A 17,047-nucleotide genomic window follows, 5' to 3' on the forward strand; every position below is an offset into this window, starting at 1 on the left:
ACAGGATTCACAGGGTTGGAGCGAATTCCGTCTTACGCCTTCACCTTGTTGCGGCGGTTGGTGATCGCCATGGAAACGAGCACCAACAATACGGCGACGAGGAACATGGTCGTACCGATGACATTGATCTGAACGGGTGTGCCGCGCTGTGCCGAACCCCAGACGAACATGGGGAAGGTGACGGTCGAGCCCGCGTTGAAATTGGTGATGATGAAGTCGTCGAAGGAGAGCGCGAAGGAGAGCAGCGCGCCCGCCGCGATGCCGGGGGCCGCGATGGGCAGGGTGACGCGCAGGAAGGTCTGCACCGGGCCGGCGTAGAGGTCCTGGGCGGCCTGTTCCAGGCGCGGGTCCATCGACATCACGCGCGCCTTGACGGCGGTGACGACGAAGCTGAGGCAGAACATGATGTGGGCGATCAGAATGGTGTAGAAGCCCAGCTGGGCGCCCATGTTGAGGAACAGGGTGAGCAGCGAGGCCGCCATGACGACCTCGGGCATCGCCATCGGCAGGAAGATCAGCGAGTTGATCGCTCCGCGGGCGCGGAAGCGGTAGCGGACCAGCGCGAAGGCGATCATCGTGCCGAGCAGGGTGGCGCCGATGGTCGCCCAGACGGCGATCTGGAGGCTGATGGAGAGCGAGCCGCACATGTCGGCGACACCGCACGGCTTCTTCCAGGCGTCCAGCGAGAACTGCTGCCACTCGTAATTGAAGCGGCCCTTCGGTTTGTTGAAGGAGAACACCGTGACGATGACGTTCGGAAGGAGGAGATATCCGAGGGTCAACAGCCCCGCGATGACGACGAGATGGCGCTTGAACCAGCGTACGACGGCCATTTAGACCAGATCCTCCGTCCCGGACTTGCGAATGTAGATGGTCACCATGGCGAGAATGGCGGCCATGAGGATGAAGGAGAGTGCCGCCGCCGTCGGGTAGTCCAGAATGCGCAGGAACTGCGTCTGGATGACGTTTCCGATCATGCGGGTGTCGGTGGAGCCGAGGAGTTCGGCGTTGACGTAGTCACCGGCCGCCGGGATGAAGGTCAGCAGGGTGCCGGAGACGACACCGGGCATCGACAGCGGGAAGGTGACCTTGCGGAAGGTGGTGAACGGCTTGGCGTACAGATCGCCGGCCGCCTCGTGCAGCCGTCCGTCGATGCGCTCCAGCGAGGTGTAGAGCGGAAGCACCATGAACGGCAGGAAGTTGTACGTCAGTCCGCACACCACCGCGAGTGGTGTGGCCAGCACCCGGTCGCCGGAGGTCCAGCCGAGCCAGTTGGTCACGTCCAGGACGTGCAGCGTGTTGAGGACGCTGACGACCGGGCCGCTGTCCGCGAGGATCGTCTTCCAGGCGAGCGTGCGGATCAGGAAGCTGGTGAAGAACGGCGCGATCACCAGGATCATGATCAGGTTCCGCCAGCGTCCCGCGCGGAACGCGATGAGGTACGCGAGCGGGTAACCCAGCAGCAGACAGAGGATGGTCGCGGCGGCGGCGTAGAAGACCGAGCGCAGGAACTGCGGCCAGTACTCGGACAGCGCGTCCCAGTAGGTGGCGAAGTGCCAGGTGACCTTGTAGCCGTCCTCCAGGGAGCCCGTCTGGATCGACGTGGAGCCCTGGTAGATCATCGGCAGCGCGAAGAAGACGATCAGCCAGAGAATGCCGGGCAGCAGCAGCCAGTACGGCGTCCAGCGGCCCCTCCTCTTGCGCGGCGGCTTCTCCTCCGGCGCGGGCGCCAGGGGCGGCGCCTCGGTGACAGCGGCCATCAGGCGGCCTCCTCCTCGACGTCGACACCGGCGTCGATGTCCTGCGCCGCGTCCAGACCGAAGGTGTGGGCCGGGTTCCAGTGCAGGACGACCTCGGCGCCGGGCCGCAGCCTGGCGTCACGGTCGATGTTCTGGGCGTAGACCTCGAACTCGGGGCAGACCGGGCTGTCGATGACGTACTGGGTGGAGACGCCGATGAAGCTGGAGTCGGCGATCGTGCCGGTGATGCGGTTGCGGCCGGCCGGGATCTCGCCCGCGTCGTCGGCGTGCGTGAGGGTGATCTTCTCGGGGCGTACGCCGACCAGGACCTTGCCGCCGGTCGTGGTGGGCGCCGAACATCGCGACTCGGGCAGGACGAGCTTGCCGCCGCCCGCCTTGAGGATGATGTCGTCGCCGCTCTTGGAGTCGACCTCGGCCTCGATGAGGTTCGAGGTGCCGAGGAAGTTGGCGACGAAGGTGGTGTTCGGGTTCTCGTAGAGGTCGCTGGGCGAGCCGAGCTGCTCGACGCGGCCCGCGTTCATCACGGCGACCGTGTCGGCCATGGTCATGGCCTCCTCCTGGTCGTGCGTGACGTGCACGAAGGTGATGCCGACCTCGGTCTGGATGCGCTTGAGCTCCAGCTGCATCTGGCGGCGCAGCTTGAGGTCGAGGGCGCCGAGGGGCTCGTCGAGGAGGAGCACCTTGGGGTGGTTGATCAGGGCGCGGGCCACGGCGACGCGCTGCTGCTGGCCGCCGGAGAGCTGGTGCGGCTTCTTCCGTGCCTGCTCACCGAGCTGGACCAGGTCGAGCATGTCCTCGACCTGCTTCTTCACCGACTTGATGCCGCGCCGGCGCAGTCCGAAGGCGACGTTCTCGAAGATGTCGAGGTGCGGGAAGAGGGCGTAGGACTGGAAGACGGTGTTCACCGGCCGCTTGTACGGCGGGAGATGGCCGACCTCCTGGTCGCCGAGGAACACGGTGCCGGAGGAAGGTTCCTCCAGGCCCGCGATCATGCGCAGGGTGGTCGTCTTGCCGCAGCCGGAGGCGCCGAGCAGGGCGAAGAACGAGCCCTGGGGCACGGTCAGGTCGAGCGGGTGCACGGCGGTGAAGGAGCCGTAGGTCTTGCTGATACCGGAGAGGCGGACGTCGCCGCTGGTGTCCGTGGTGTTCATCGTCGTCACGCCCCTGTGAGCTTTGCGAACTTCTGCTGGTATGCCGTCTCTTCCTTCGAGCTCAGTGAGCGGAAGGCGTGGGACTTGGCCGCCATGGCCTTGTCGGGAAGGATCAGCGGGTTGCTCGCCGCCGACTTGTCGATCTTGGCGAGGTAGGGCTTCACATCCGCGACCGGGCTGACGTAGTTCACGTAGGCGGCGAGTTCGGCGGCCGGCTCGGGCTCGTAGTAGTAGTCGATGAGCCGCTCGGCGTTCGTCTTGTGGCGCGCCTTGTTGGGGATCAGCATGTTGTCGGTCGATGTCATGTAGCCGGCGTCGGGGATGACGTAGCCGACGTCCGGGTTGTCCGCCTGGAGCTGGACGATGTCGCCGCCCCAGGCGACACACGCGGCGAAGTCGCCCTTGGTGAGGTCGGACGTGTAGTCGTTGCCGGTGAAGCGGCGGATCTGGCCCTGGTCGACGGCCTTCTGGAGGCGGGCGATGACCGCGTCGTAGTCGTCGGTGGTGAACTTCGCCGGGTCCTTGCCCATGTCGAGCATGGTCATGCCGACGCTGTCACGCATCTCGGTGAGGAAGCCGACGCGGCCCTTGAGCTTGGGGTTGTCGAGGAGGTCGGAGATCGACTTCACCTCGATGCCGTCGAGCGCCTTCTTGTTGTAGGCGATGACGGTCGAGATGCCCTGCCATACGTACGAGTACGCCCGGCCCGGGTCCCAGTCGGGGTTGCGGAACTGGTCCGACAGGTTGGCGTAGGCGTGCGGCAGGTTCGACGCGTCCAGTTTCTGGACGTAGCCGAGACGGATCATGCGGGCGGCCAGCCAGTCGGTGAGGACGATCAGGTCGCGGCCGGTGGACTGACCCGCGGCGAGCTGCGGCTGGATCTTGCCGAAGAACTCGTCGTTGTCGTTGATGTCCTCGGTGTACTTGACCTTGATGCCGGTCCGCTTGGTGAACGCCTCCAGCGTCGGACGGTGGTTGCCGCTCTCGTCCGTGTCGATGTACTCGGGCCAGTTGGAGAAGTCGATCTCCTTCTCCTTGGCCGAGTGGTCGTCGGCGGACACGCCGCCCTGTGTCTTGCCTGCCGCGGGGATCCCGCAGCCGCTCAGGGCCCCGAGTCCGCCGACCGCGAGCGCGCCGCCAGCGGAGGCGCGCAGCACCGAACGGCGGGTCATCGCGGACCGGCTCTTGCGGAAACTGCGCCGCACGGCGGCCACTTCGGCCGGGGTCAGGCGGTCGGGCTCGTACTGCTTCATGCGCGTGCTGCCCTTTCGGGAGGAGACGGCCGCGGCTCGGGCGGCCGTCAGTTCTGCTATCGGTCCCCGAAGATCGTGCGGTGCCAGTCCTTGCGGGCCACCGCCGTGTTGTCGAACATGACGTGCTTGATCTGGGTGTACTCCTCGAACGAGTAGGCGGACATGTCCTTGCCGAAGCCGGACGCCTTGTATCCGCCGTGAGGCATCTCGCTGATGATCGGGATGTGGTCGTTGATCCACACGCAGCCGGCCTTGATCTCGCGGGTCGCGCGATTGGCCCGGTACACGTCCCGGCTCCACGCGGAGGCCGCGAGGCCGTAGGGGGTGTCGTTGGCGAGCTCGATGCCCTCGTCGTCGGTGTCGAAGGGCAGGACCACCAGCACCGGGCCGAACAGCTCGGACTGCACGATCTCGCTGTCCTGGGCGGCGTCCGCGACCAGGGTGGGGCGATAGTACGCGCCGTTCTTGAGATCTCCCTGAGGAGCCTCGCCGCCGGTCACCACGCGCGCGTAGGCACGCGCCCGGTCGACGAAACCGGCGACGCGGTCGCGCTGCACGTGCGAGATCAGCGGCCCGAGGTCGGTGCCCGGGGCGAAGGGATCGCCAACCCGGACGCTCGCCATGAGGGCGGCCGTCTTCTGGACGAACGCGTCGTAGAGGGGCCGCTGCACGTACGCGCGCGTGGCGGCCGTGCAGTCCTGCCCGGTGTTGATGAGCGAACCGGCGACGGCTCCGTTGACGGCCGCGTCGAGATCAGCGTCCTCGAAGACCACGAAGGGTGCCTTGCCGCCCAGCTCCAGGTGGATGCGCTTGACGGTGGCGGTGGCGATCTCCGCGACGCGCTTGCCGACGGCGGTGGACCCGGTGAAGGACGTCATGGCCACGTCGGGGTGGCCGACGAGGTGCTCACCGGCCTCCTTGCCCGAGCCGGTGACGATGTTGATGACACCGTCCGGGATGCCCGCCTCGGTGGCGGCCTGGGCGAACATCAGCGAGGTCAGCGGGGTCAGCTCGGCGGGCTTCAGCACGATCGTGTTGCCTGCGGCGATCGCCGGGAGGATCTTCCAGGCGGCCATCTGGAGGGGATAGTTCCAGGGCGCGATGGAGCCGACGACACCGATGGGTTCACGGCGTACGTACGACGTGTGGTCGCCGGAGTACTCCCCCGCCGACTGTCCCTGCAGATGCCGCGCGGCACCGGCGAAGAAGGCCGTGTTGTCGATCGTCCCGGGGACGTCGAACTCGCGGGTCAGCTTGAGGGGCTTGCCGCACTGGAGTGACTCGGCGCGGGCGAAGTCGTCGGCGCGCTCGGCGAGCACGGCGGCGAAACGGTGCAGCGCGTCCGAGCGCTCGCCGGGCGTGGCGCCCGACCAGCCCGGGAACGCGGCGCGCGCGGCTGCCACGGCGGCGTCCACGTCGTCCGTCCCGGCCAGCTCGTACGTGTATACGTCCTCGCCGGTGGCCGGGTCGACGACGGCGTGGGTCCGGCCCGAGGTGCCCTTCGTCAGGCGGCCCGCGATGAACTGCGCGCCGTCCGCGAAGTACTCCTGTGCGGGGAATCGTTCCGGGGTCTCGCTGCCCGGGTTGTGCATGTCGCTCTCCTCCGCCTTCGCCCCGCTTCGTCCGCTGGCGGGTGGCGTAGCTCCAGCTCGATTTGAATGCCGATCCTGACAGAGCAAAGGGACTCCAACAAGTGATTCCGTTGTTGCCTTTTGGTTACGCGACGGAATCTGTCGACCAGGTGTCGAGTCCTCGTGGAAAAGGGGGGACGGAGTGTCAGTGGTGCCTGCAAGACTCGCGTGTATGGACGAGATCACGGGGAAGCTCGCGGCGGGGGCCGGCGGAAAGATCGATTCCCAGGAAGCCCTGATCAGGGAAGTGCGCGCGGGGGCGAGGGTCAAGTACCTGCACTTCTGGGGGCACCGGCCGCGGGCGGACGGCCGCGTGGGCGCGAGCTGTCTGAGCCAGTGGTGGCCGTCGCCGTTCACGGTGGACGGGGTCACGTATGCGACCGCCGAGCACTGGATGATGGCGGGGAAGGCGCGACTGTTCGGTGACGGGGATGCGTTGGCGCGGGTGCTGGGGGCGGGGCATCCGTCTCAGGCGAAGAGCGCGGGGCGGTTGGTGCGGGGGTTCGACGAAGAGGTCTGGGCTCGGGAGCGGGTCGGGATCGTCGTCGAGGGGAGCGTGCGGAAGTTCTCCGCGGACGCGGAGTTGCGGGGGTTTTTGCTGGGGACGGGGGAGCGGGTGTTGGTGGAGGCGAGTCCTGTTGATCGGGTGTGGGGGATTGGGCTTGCCGCGGATGATGTGGCTGCGGGGGATCCTGAGCGGTGGCGGGGGCCCAACTTGTTGGGGTTTGCGTTGATGGTGGCTCGGGAGCGGTTGCGGGAGGGGTGACCCTGGGGGCCCTGGGGGGGTGGCTTGGGGTTGTTGGGCGGGTGCGGGTGCGTGGGGGCTGGGCGCGCAGTTCCCCGCGCCCCTGGGGGGTTCGGGGTCGGCGGGGTCATGGGTGCGGGTGGGCGCGCTGGTGCGTTGTGGGGCGGGGTCGTGGCGGTACAGCGAGCCCGCCGCCGGTCGGGCCCTGGCGTTTGTTGAGAGGGGGCGGCGGGGTTGGTGCCGGGTACGCGGCGGGCTGCGCCGTACCGCCACGACCCGCTTCCGTCTCGTTGGCGGCCTGCGGTGCGTGGGGCGTTCCTGACCGGCTGCCGTGGGTCAGACCTGGGGCGGGGGCGTCACGCTGGGGGCCGAGTTGTAGAAGGGGTCGGAGTCCGAGGTGTCGGTGCTGTCTCCGTGGTTGATGGCGAAGACGATGCCGACGATCAGCGCGGCGACCGTGAGGACGCCCAGGGTGGTTCCGATGATGCCCGTGATGAAACCCGCCTGTGCCTGGCCGCGGTTCGTGGCCTCGCCGCGGTCTGCGCGCTTCTTGCCCTTGACGCCGAGGATGATCGCGGTGACGCCGAGGACCAGGGAGACGATGCCGTAGATGCAGAACAGGCAGCAGGACAGGATGCCCAGGACCATCGCCGCCGTGCCCATGTTGTTCTGCGGGGCCATCGGCATGCCGGGCCAGCCGTAGCCCTGCGGGTATCCCGGGTAGCCGTAGCCGCCGGGGCCCGGGCCGGGGGCGCTCTGGGGGTGCGGGGTGCCGTAGCCACCCGTGGCGGGGTTGGGCTGGGCGTAGTTCGGGGTGCCGTAGGTGGGGAGGCCGGGGGGTGTGGCGGGGTGGCCGTAGCCCGGGGTGCCGGGGGCCGTGCCGGGCTGGCCCTGACCGGGTGCGCCGGAAGCGGAAGCCGGTGGGGCGAAGCCCTCCGACGGCATCGAGGTCACCGTCGCCTGGTTGTGCACGGACGGTGACTGCGGGGGCTGCACCATGGTCGGCGGGTGCTGGTCCTGCGGGGAGGGCTGTGGTGTGGGTGGCTGGGGTGTGGGTGTCTGCGGCTGCTGCTCGCGCTTCTCCAGCGACGGCCTGCCGTCCGGCGGTGCCCACAGGTCCCGGTTCGCGCCCGCGCCCGTGCCGGCACCCGCGTTGGCCTCCGGCTGTGTCTCGTCCCCCATGCCCCGTCCCCGTCCCTCTCCCCATTGTCCCCGTCGGTCCATCGTCCGAGCGACCATGCTAGAGCGTTCCGCAGACCGCCCCGCCCCGCGGGCCCGGCTGGGGGTACGGAAGCCACCCTCGCCTCCGGACCCGCCCCACCCCAACCCCCCAGGGGCGCGGGGAACTGCGCGGCCAACCCCCACCCACCCGCACCCCGCACACAACCCAGACCACCCACCCTCAACCCGGCGCACACCCCGGGCCCCCGTCCAACCCCCGGCCCCGCTCACCCCCTCCACACCTCACCCCGTCCCCCGTCCCCACCCCGGCCTACGATGATCCCGAGTCATCGATCAGCCGATCACCCGCGTTCCGGCCGGTTTGGGCCGGGGCGCTGTTCCGGGGAGGAACCTTGTCCGACCAACGCGCCGTACCCGCCGCCGGTCAGGCCCGTGACCTGCATGCCTTTATCGCCGGGCTGCCGAAGGCCGAGCTGCATGTCCATCACGTCGGCTCCGCCTCCCCGCGGATCGTCTCGGAGCTGGCCGCGCGGCACTCCGACACGAAGGTGCCCTCCGACCCCGAGGCCCTGGTCGACTTCTTCACCTTCACGGACTTCGCGCACTTCATCGACGTCTACCTGTCCGTGGTCGACCTCATCCGCACCCCGGAGGACGTACGGCTGCTGACGTACGAGGTCGCCCGGGACATGGCCCGCCAGCAGGTGCGGTACGCGGAGTTGACGATCACGCCGTTCTCGTCGACGCACCGCGGGATCGACGACCGCGCCTTCATGGACGCGATCGAGGACGCCCGCAAGGCGGCGGAGGCCGAGTTCGGGACCGTGTTGCGCTGGTGCTTCGACATTCCCGGTGAGGCCGGGCTCGAAGCCGCCGAGGAGACCGTGCGGCTCGCCACCGATGACCGGGTGCGTCCTGAGGGGCTGGTGTCGTTCGGGCTCGGCGGGCCCGAGATCGGTGTGCCCCGGCCGCAGTTCAAGCCGTACTTCGACCGGGCCATCGCGGCCGGGCTGCACTCCGTGCCGCACGCCGGCGAGACCACCGGGCCCGAAACCGTCTGGGACGCGCTGAACGACCTGCGCGCCGAGCGCATCGGGCACGGCACCAGTTCCGCCCAGGACCCCAAGCTGCTCGCCCACCTCGCCGAGCACGGCATCGCGCTGGAGGTCTGCCCGACCTCCAACATCGCCACCCGCGCGGTCCGCACGCTCGACGAGCACCCCATCAGGGAGTTCACCCGCGCGGGCGTGCTCGTCACGATCAACTCCGACGACCCGCCGATGTTCGGCACCGATCTCAACAACGAGTACGCGGTCGCCGCCCGCCTCCTCGACCTCGACGAACGCGGTGTCGCCGACCTCGCGAAGAACGCCGTGCGCGCCTCCTTCCTCGACGCGGCCGGCAAGGCCCGTATCGACGAGGAGATCGACACCTACACCTCCGCGTGGCTCGCGCCCTGACAACCAGCACAATGGGCCCATGCAGAACGTGACCGCCGTGGGCCATCGCGGCGACCCCTACCGTGTCCGCGAGAACACCATCGACTCGCTGCGTTCCGCGCTCGAACAGGGCGCGGACGCAGTCGAGTTCGACGTACGGCTGACCCGTGACGGCGTACCCGTGCTGCTGCACGACGAGACGCTGGAACGGCTGTGGGAGGTGGAACGTCCGCTCGCCTCGCTGTCGGTGGACGAGGTGCGCGGGCTCACCGACGGCCAGGTGCCGACGCTCGCCGAGGCGCTCGCCGCGACCGAGGGCAGCCGGGTGATGGTCGACCTGCCCGGCCCCGCCAACCAGCGGGCCGTGCGCCGGATCGTGGACGGCATCCGCGAGTACGGCGCGGCGGACCGTGTGTACTACTGCGCGGGCGCCGACGCCATGCTCGCCGTCCGCGCGGCCGACGCCTCCGCCGAGATCGCCCTGACCTGGACCTCCCTCGCTCCCCCGCGCCCCGCGGTGCTCGACGCGGTACGGCCGCGCTGGCTCAACTACCGCTTCACGCTGGTCGATCGGGACCTCACCGCGCACATCCACCGTGAGGGCTATCTGCTGTCGGTGTGGACCCCGGACACCCGGCGTTCGATGCGCCGGCTCCTCGACATGGGCGTCGACTCGATCACCACGAACCGTGTCGACGTGCTGTGCGGGCTCAGGAAGAAGGGCTGAGGGTTCTGCCGGTCCGCCCCGCCGACTCTCTTGGCGGGGCGATGGTGTGGAGTACGAACTCACCGCGCTGGGGCGGACGTTGCTCGACCCGATCGACGTGTTCGGGGCGTGGGCGTTCGCGCACGCCGCGCAGGACGACTACACGCGGGACTCCTGAGCCACCGTCGCCGGGTCGGCGGGGGTCGTGCGGGTGACGTACTGCGGGATCGGGGTGTTGTCCTTGCCGGTGTCCCGGGTCAGGCCATAGCGGGTCGCGCCCCGGGTGGGGCCGGTGGTGATGTCCTTCTCCACGGCGTCCCAGGTGGTGGGGAAGACGTTGAGGCCGTAGTCGGCGCCGCGTTCGTTGACGGTGAGGGTGACGCTGCCGTCGACGTAGAAGTACTCGTTCTGCCACATCTGTTGGGTGCCGGTGGGCAGGACGTCGTAGCCGGTGGTGGAGTTGCCCATGCCGGTGGCGGTGGTGTCGGTGGTGCTGACCGGGTCGTCCATGCGTCGGCCGCCGCCCGAGGCCACGTGGAAGAGCTTGCCCTTCAGGGCGGTCCAACTCGGCATCACCACCGTGCCGTTGCGGTACTGCGGCGAGATCTGCCAGCGGACGAGGACGTAACCCTGGCCGCTGAGCGTCACGTTGTCCCCTCGATGGTTCAGCGTGGCGTGCGCGCCGCCGGTGCTGGTCACGCCGGACGCGGGGCGGTGCGGGAGGGCGGCGGGCAGTTCATCGGGGTCCGGTGCCCGGTCCACCGCGTCGACGACCGAGCCGTAGGGGCCGGTGGTCGTCGTCCTCTTTGACGGGGGCGTGGACGGGGAGGGCGACCGGGACAGGGGTGGTGAGGGGGACGCGGAGGTCGTCGGGGTGCCGGCGCCCGGGCCGGGTGCGGTGGCCGCCGCCGTGGGGGCGAGGGCCTTGGGGGGTGGGTCGTTCGGGGACTGGGTGACGACGTAGACGCCGCCCGCCGCGATCGTCGCCCCTGCCGCCACGGCTACGGCGGGCTTGGCCAACACCTCGAGCAGCTTGGCGGACCAGCCGGCGGGAGCCCCGGCCGAACCGGCGACCCCGGACGCTCCCGCCGAACCCGCGGCCCCGGACCCGCCGGCGGCCCCTGCCGAACCTCCGATGCCCGAAGCGCCCGCCGCACCGGTGGCCCCGGCCGCTCCCGCCGAGCCCGCCGCCCCTACGGCTCCCCCCGAACCGAACACGCCTCCGGAACCGGCAACGCCAGAAGCGCCCGCCGCGCCCGTGACCCCGCCGGCACCGGCCGCCCCGCTCGCCCCCGCCCCGAAGGCCGCCCCGGCAACCCCCGCCGCAGCCGCCGCCGTCTTCGTGCCGAACGCCAGCGACAGTGTGAAGCCGAGGGGGAGCGGGACCAGGGCGATGCCGACGAGGAGGCGTTCCGCCGGTACGACGGACTCGCGTGGGTCGCCGCAGCGGGCGCAGCCGCGCAGGTGGCGGGCGAGGCGTTTGCGCCAGACCGAGTCGCGGCGGCCGTCCCAACGGGCGGTGGTGGCGCGGAGGTCGGGGCAGGCGGTGTCGAGAGCGCGGACGATCGCACGGGCGGTTTCGAGGCGTTCCTTCATGCGCTGGACGCGGACGGCTGCGTGCTGGCGGCTGATGCCGAGGGCCGACGCCAGTTCGCGGCGGGTGAGTTCGCCCGCGACCTCCAGCCACCACAGGGAGAGGAGTTGGCGGTCCTCGTCGTCGAGCCAGCGCACCGCCTCCGCGACCTCGCGCCGCTGGCCCTCCAACTGAAGCCGCAGGACGGTCAGTTCGGCGAAGTCGGCGGCGTCGCCCGGCAGGCCGTCGGGCAGCCGGTCCGGGGAGGTGCGGCGGGCCCGGTCCCGGATCTGGCGCATGGCGATGGCCACCAGCCAGGACCGGAAGCTGTCCGGGTCGCGGAGCGAGCCGAGGTGGTCGACGGCGCGGAGCATCGTCTCCTGGACCACGTCGTCCACATCGGCGTGGCCGTTGAGGGCGCGGCCGACCACGTTGTAGACCAACGGCAGCCAGCCCGCGACCAGTTCGTCCAGCGCCCGCCGGTCACCGGCCTGTGCCGCCGCGATGGTGGCGTGCCACTGCCGCCCGTCCACGTCGCTCCTCACCCTCCCCGGTGTCTCTCGATGTCACTCGGTGTACGACGGTGTCACTTGCTGTACAGCAGCGTCCCGAAGCCGAGTTGGTCGAAACCGCCGCTGTTCGGGCCGTAGTCGCCGCCACCGCCCTCCGCACGCACCTTCTCAGCCATGAGGGTGATGAACGGGGCGGAGAGGCGTCGTCGGCGCGCGTAGTGGTGGTACAGGATCTCCCACACCGGACGAACGGCGCCGCGCGCCATGTCCGAGATCACAGGCTGTTCCCTGTACGTGCCGTTGCCCTGGCCCGTGCGCCAGCCGTACGTCGTGAAGGGCACGGCCCCGCCGAGGTTGTATTTGGCGACGTACTCGGCGGCCTTCATGAACCGGTTGTCGAGGTAGCCGTAGAGGTCGACGCCCTGGTTCCAGGCCATCTCGCAGATCGCGCCCATCAGGCCCATGCCCATCATCGTGTGGCCCTGGTCGCGGCCGCTCTCCTGCCACTGGGCGAGGTCCTGGCCGCCGTAGACGAAGGGGATGGCGTGCTTGAAGGAGCCGTTGCCCGCGCCGGACCTCATGTAGGTGACGGCGCGCTGGAAGGTGGCGCGGTCGTCGCAGAGGATGCCGGTCGCCATGAGGGAGGCGACGTTGCAGAGGTCCCAGTTCGCCCAGTAGTTGGTGATGTTGGCGCTGTTGTGGTTCGTTAGGAAGTCGATGTTCATCGGTGTGAACACCGTGCGCATCATCTTCTTGAAGCGGGTGAGGTCGAACCGCGGGTGGTCGCGGACGAGTTCGGCGGCGTTCGCGAACTGGTAGCCGTAGATGCCGGCGGCGAGGAAGCGGTCGGCGTTGCCGTTGACCGAAGTGAGCGTGGCCGACCAGGCGTTGAGGATGGCGACCGCCGTGTCGCCGTTGGCCCTGGTGCCGCCGATCCGCCGGCGCAGGGCGTTCTGGTAGGCGGCGTGGATGTCGTTGTACATGGTGACGTAGTTCTGGCCGGTACCGCCGCGGACGACGACGGCCTGCGGACGGGGCTGCCAGTCGCTCGCGGAGTGCCGGTTGTCGGTGAGCCGGGTCCAGCCCTTCAGCCAGGGGTCCTTGCCGGCGGCGACGCGGACCTTGGCGCGGTGCAGGTCACCGGCGTTGTGCAGCATGCCCGGGTGCACGAGGACCTGGGGGCGGGCGGTCGGGGTGCCGACGGCGGTGCCGGTCTGCGCGGCGTCGGCCCCGTCGCCGGTGAACGCGGCGATCCCGGCGCCGACGACTCCCGCCGCCGCGACTCCGCCGCCGAGGGTGAACAGGCCCCGGCGGGTGAGGCGGTGCTTGTTGGGGCGCTGGGGTGCGCTGGTGGCCATGTGCGTGGCTCCGGTGCGTGAAGAGACGGGGGACGCAGAGGGAGACGGGGTGAAGCCGCCCGCGATAACAGTTTTTCCGGCACCGAGTTCAAGACCGGCCGGTCTCGGCGCCGGGCGCAACTTCTGCTTCGTCGCGCCGAGTTGGATCCCGTAGGGGGCAACCCCGGCAACCCCCTTGTGCGGTACGGCAATTGCTCGGGGGCGACCTAGGGGCGGACGCCCTCCTCGCCGACGATCCGCGAACTGCCGTACCGGACAAGGCTGATCACCGACACCCGCCGGAGACCAGACCGCAGGAGCAGCCGATGCGCCCCCGCCACCGCACCACCGCCGTCCTCACCGCCTCCCTCGTACTCGCCCTGGCCGCAGGGCCGTTGGCCGTCCCCGCGTTCGCCGCGTCGCCGTCGGCCACCGCGCGGGCGTCGGCCGGACCGGACGCCGAGGCGCTGCGGGCCGCGCTCGCCGGGCTTCCGGACGCCGACGCGACGGCGGCGCTCGTGCGGGTGGGAGGGACCGACGGGGCGTGGCGGGGCAGCGCGGGTGTGCACGACCTGGAGAGCGGTGCCGCGGCCGATCCCGACGCGCGGTTCCGGGCCGGTTCGACGACGAAGGTGGTGACGGCGGCGACCGTGCTGCGGCTCGCGGCGCAGGGGAAGGTCGACCTGGACACCCCCGTCCAGCACTACCTGCCGGGGCTCCTCACGAAGGCCTTCGAGCCCATCTCCGTACGGCAGTTGCTGAATCACACCAGCGGGATCCAGGCCGGTGACGGCTTCGGGGACGCCTTCGAGGACCAGTACGCGCACCGCTTCGACACGCTCACGCCGCGGCAGGTGGTGGCGTCGGCGGTGGCGAAGGGACCGGAGTTCGGCCCCGGCGAGCAGCAGGACTACCTCAACGTCAACTACACGATCCTCGGCCTCCTGATCGAGAAGGTCACCGGCCACTCCTACGCCTCGGAGGCCACCCGGCTCGTGCTGCGCCCGGCGGGCATGCGGGACACGTACTTCCCCGGCACCGACCCGCGCATCCGGGGCCCGCACAACCACGGCTACCAGCTGGTCCGACAGGCGGACGGATCAACGCGGTTCGTGGACGTCACCGACTGGGACCAGGCGGACCGCTGGGCGGCCGGCGACATGATCTCGACGACCGCCGACCTGGAGCGCCTGATCACATCCCTGTTCCGGGGCCGGATCGTGCCGGCCCCGCAGCTCCGGGAGATGTTCACGGTCCCGGCGGGCATCGAGGGCGCCAGCTACAGCGCGGGCCTCCAGCGCTTCGAGTACGGCGGCAAGGTGTACTGGCTCAAGTCCGGTGCCCGGTACGGCTACAGCGCCGTCGTCGTCGCCACCAGGGACCTGTCCCGCACTCTTGTCTACTCGGTCAATTCGACGGACGCGAAGGGCGAGTCGATGAACGCGGTGGCGGAACGGATCGCGCTTGCCGCGCTCAAGTAGCCGCCGTGAGGGCGGTGTTCGGGGCGAGCGTCACGGCCTCCAGGCGCTTGATCTTCTTCCGCACGACGTACAGCGGGACGATGCCGATGACCCCGAAGGACATGTCGATCACCGTCCACCAGAAGGGGATTCCGCGGATCGGCCCGCAGATGAGGGCGAGCGGGACGATGCCGGCGCAGGCGATCATCCCGAACTCGACGACCCAGATGTTGCGGACCGGGTCGCGGTAGGGGCCGTAGAAAGCGACCGCGATGACGAGGTGTGCGAAGGCCAGCCAGTCGGTGCCGTAGAGGAGGAAGGGGTAGTCGGTCTCGGCGGTGTCGAGGCCCTGCCGTACCTGCACGATCCAGTCCATCAGGGTGGGCAGGTAGTGCGGTACGGACAGGGACCTCAACACGTCCTCGGTCCACCGGAGTTCGTGGACCAGTGGAAAAGCGGTGGCGCCGCTGAGCACCAGACAGACGACGAACAGGACCAGCCAGGCGCGGATGCCCTTCAGGAGGGCGGCTCTGTCGCTCATGAGGGCAGCCTACGCCGAGAATTGAACACGTTCAAAACAATCCCGGAAGCCAGGTGCCTGAGGCCGAAAGCCGGGTGTCGGGTGTTGGGTGTCGGATACGTCAGGGCGACCCCAGGCTCTGCCAGAAGTCCAGGTCGTGTTCCTGGGCGAAGTCGCGGGTGGACCTGGAGCAGGCCGCCGGGGGGCTGTCGCTCGACGGGGCGGTGTCGCAGGCCTTCAGGGACATCAACTCGCCGGTCGCCAGCGTGTACTTCGGCCAGGTCGGGGTGCCAGGGCCGTTCGGGTCGCCGGTCGTGGTGAAGCGGTCCCAGAAGGTGATCATCTGGCGGGACAGCTCCAGTTGGTCGTCGTCGTAGGGCAGCGTCTGGCCGAGGTAGTCCCAGAGGTAGCCGAGGTCGTCGACGTGGATGGCTCCGCCGAAGGGGAAGTCCCTTGCCGTGGCGCTCTGTTGCTGGAGCCGGTAGATCGAGGTGAAGTGCGGGGTGTCGCTCTCGGCGAACTCGTAGGCATACGTCGGCACCCACCGCGACAGCCGTGCCATCAGCTGTTGGCGGTCGTAGGAGGTCGAGCCGTTCTGGACGGCGGTCCATGCCTGGCCGGGGGTGGGGTAGGCGGAGAGCGGGTACTCGGCGAGGACCTTGGCGGCGTTGGTGCCGTACGTCGACCGCACGGCCTGGGTGTACTGGTCGGCGGTCATGGGGGTGCCGAGGTAGTCGTAGGTCTGGAAGGTGAACAGGCCGCGTTCGCTGTCGGTCTGGCCGAGCATGACCGGGACCCTGGTGAAGTTGCCGGTCTGTACGGCCGTCGCCGGGTCGAGCGGGAAGGCGGTGCCGCCGAGGGACGGGCGGACCGGGGCCTTCAGCTGGGCGGCGACGATCGCCGAGGCGGGCTTGGCGCGGAGGCAGGCGAGGACGTCGGGGGCGCCGGCGCAGCCGATCTCCTTGACGAAGGCCTGGCTCTGCGTCTCGCCGGCCGCCGCCGTCTGGAGACCGCAACTGCCGCTCATGACGACCGCCCGCGCGAACAGGCCCTTCGCGGTGGGCGAGGCGAGCTGGTCGCAGACCGAACTGCCGCCCGCGGACTGGCCGGCGATGGTGACGTTCCTGCTGTCGCCGCCGAAGTGCCCGATGTTGGACCGCACCCAGCGCAGCGCCGCCTGCTGGTCCAACAGGCCGTAGTTCCCGGCGCCGTTGGCGCTCTCGGCGCGGAGCTGCGGCAGGTTGAGGTAACCCAGCGGGCCCAGGCGGTAGTTGACGGTGACGACGATCGCGCCCGTCTGCTGGACGAACTTGCGCGGGTTGGTGTCCTGGCCGGCGCCGCCGGTGAAGCCGCCGCCGTGGATCCACACGACGACCGGGGTGTCGGCCCGGCTCCCCTGCGGGGCATAGACGTTGAGGTCGAGGCAGTCCTCGGTGGTGATCGTCTTCTCGTAGCCGGGGTCCCAGCCGGAGGCCTGGGCGCAGCGGTCGCCGAAGCGGGTGGCGTCGCGGACGCCGTGCCAGGCGGGGGCCGGCCCGGGCGCGGTCCAGCGGTGGGCGGCGGTGGGGGTGGCGGCGTAGGGGATGCCGAGCCAGGCGTCGTAGCCGGTCTGGGCCCGGCCTGCGACCTTGCCGGCGGCGGTGGTCACCACCAGCGAGGAGCTGTGCGAACTCCCTTGGGCGGGAGGGGACTTCAGTGCGTGGACGGCGATCGGGGACAGTAACCCGAGGCCGAGCACGCTCACGGTTGCCAGGGTGGTACGGACTCTGCTGCGGAGT

General features: G+C 70.0%; 14 protein-coding genes. 4 read left to right on the forward strand and 10 right to left on the reverse strand.

Annotation, left to right across the window (positions count from 1 at the left end; genetic code table 11):
• Window positions 1-32 precede the first annotated feature (32 nt).
• Genes OHT77_RS12770 through OHT77_RS12790 form a run of 5 tightly spaced genes read right to left on the reverse strand, consistent with a single transcriptional unit; the run spans window position 33 to window position 5,756 of the window.
• Window positions 33-833 (reverse strand): ABC transporter permease, encoded by an 801-nt coding sequence (locus tag OHT77_RS12770; protein ID WP_266773035.1) that lies wholly within the window; start codon window positions 831-833, stop codon window positions 33-35.
• Window positions 834-1,760: an ABC transporter permease gene (locus OHT77_RS12775; protein ID WP_328828433.1), complete on the reverse strand. Its 927-nt coding sequence runs from the start codon at window positions 1,758-1,760 to the stop codon at window positions 834-836. It abuts the gene before it with no gap.
• A complete protein-coding gene (locus tag OHT77_RS12780; RefSeq protein ID WP_266773032.1) occupies window positions 1,760-2,920 on the reverse strand; it encodes an ABC transporter ATP-binding protein in 1,161 nt (386 codons plus the stop codon). Before OHT77_RS12780 ends, OHT77_RS12775 begins: the two co-directional genes overlap by 1 nt.
• Window positions 2,917-4,164 carry an ABC transporter substrate-binding protein gene (locus OHT77_RS12785; protein WP_328828434.1) on the reverse strand — a complete coding sequence of 416 codons (1,248 nt, stop codon included), beginning with the start codon at window positions 4,162-4,164 and terminating at the stop codon, window positions 2,917-2,919. Before OHT77_RS12785 ends, OHT77_RS12780 begins: the two co-directional genes overlap by 4 nt.
• Window positions 4,165-4,220: 56 nt before the next feature.
• Window positions 4,221-5,756, reverse strand: a complete 1,536-nt coding sequence (locus OHT77_RS12790; protein WP_328828435.1) for a gamma-aminobutyraldehyde dehydrogenase — start codon at window positions 5,754-5,756, stop codon at window positions 4,221-4,223.
• Window positions 5,757-5,967: 211 nt separating this feature from the next.
• Here OHT77_RS12790 and OHT77_RS12795 point away from each other — a divergent pair, with 211 nt between their 5' ends.
• Complete coding sequence (locus OHT77_RS12795) at window positions 5,968-6,561, forward strand: NADAR family protein (protein ID WP_328828436.1); 594 nt, start codon at window positions 5,968-5,970, stop codon at window positions 6,559-6,561.
• A gap of 315 nt (window positions 6,562-6,876) precedes the next feature.
• On the opposite strand, the gene OHT77_RS12800 is transcribed toward OHT77_RS12795, so the two are convergent.
• Window positions 6,877-7,722 (reverse strand): DUF4190 domain-containing protein, encoded by an 846-nt coding sequence (locus OHT77_RS12800; RefSeq protein ID WP_328828437.1) that lies wholly within the window; start codon window positions 7,720-7,722, stop codon window positions 6,877-6,879.
• A 392-nt stretch (window positions 7,723-8,114) separates the two neighbouring features.
• Here OHT77_RS12800 and OHT77_RS12805 point away from each other — a divergent pair, with 392 nt between their 5' ends.
• Together OHT77_RS12805 and OHT77_RS12810 are read left to right on the forward strand one after the other, a co-directional pair.
• Window positions 8,115-9,182 (forward strand): adenosine deaminase, encoded by a 1,068-nt coding sequence (locus OHT77_RS12805; protein WP_328828439.1) that lies wholly within the window; start codon window positions 8,115-8,117, stop codon window positions 9,180-9,182.
• A gap of 19 nt (window positions 9,183-9,201) precedes the next feature.
• The gene (locus tag OHT77_RS12810; protein WP_328828441.1) at window positions 9,202-9,888 is read left to right on the forward strand and encodes a glycerophosphodiester phosphodiesterase; all 687 of its coding nucleotides are present in this window, start codon (window positions 9,202-9,204) and stop codon (window positions 9,886-9,888) included.
• Window positions 9,889-10,026: 138 nt separating this feature from the next.
• On the opposite strand, the gene OHT77_RS12820 is transcribed toward OHT77_RS12810, so the two are convergent.
• Both OHT77_RS12820 and OHT77_RS12825 read right to left on the reverse strand, forming a co-directional pair.
• On the reverse strand, window positions 10,027-11,973 hold the full coding sequence (locus OHT77_RS12820) for a sigma-70 family RNA polymerase sigma factor (protein WP_328828443.1): 1,947 nt from the start codon (window positions 11,971-11,973) through the stop codon (window positions 10,027-10,029).
• 53 nt (window positions 11,974-12,026) lie between these two features.
• Window positions 12,027-13,310 (reverse strand): alginate lyase family protein, encoded by a 1,284-nt coding sequence (locus OHT77_RS12825; RefSeq protein WP_328828445.1) that lies wholly within the window; start codon window positions 13,308-13,310, stop codon window positions 12,027-12,029.
• A gap of 305 nt (window positions 13,311-13,615) precedes the next feature.
• On the opposite strand from OHT77_RS12825, the gene OHT77_RS12830 reads away from it, so the two are divergent.
• Complete coding sequence (locus OHT77_RS12830) at window positions 13,616-14,770, forward strand: serine hydrolase domain-containing protein (RefSeq protein ID WP_328828446.1); 1,155 nt, start codon at window positions 13,616-13,618, stop codon at window positions 14,768-14,770.
• Here the strand turns inward: OHT77_RS12830 and OHT77_RS12835 are convergent.
• Together OHT77_RS12835 and OHT77_RS12840 are read right to left on the reverse strand one after the other, a co-directional pair.
• Window positions 14,763-15,290 carry a hypothetical protein gene (locus OHT77_RS12835; RefSeq protein ID WP_328828448.1) on the reverse strand — a complete coding sequence of 176 codons (528 nt, stop codon included), beginning with the start codon at window positions 15,288-15,290 and terminating at the stop codon, window positions 14,763-14,765. The two genes, OHT77_RS12830 and OHT77_RS12835, sit on opposite strands and share 8 nt — an antisense overlap.
• 100 nt (window positions 15,291-15,390) lie before the next feature.
• Window positions 15,391-17,013 carry a carboxylesterase/lipase family protein gene (locus OHT77_RS12840; protein WP_328828450.1) on the reverse strand — a complete coding sequence of 541 codons (1,623 nt, stop codon included), beginning with the start codon at window positions 17,011-17,013 and terminating at the stop codon, window positions 15,391-15,393.
• Between the last annotated feature and the right edge of the window lie 34 nt (window positions 17,014-17,047).

Origin of the sequence: Streptomyces sp. NBC_00252 (assembly GCF_036187565.1) — a bacterium.
Classification (GTDB): Bacteria; Actinomycetota; Actinomycetes; order Streptomycetales; family Streptomycetaceae; genus Streptomyces.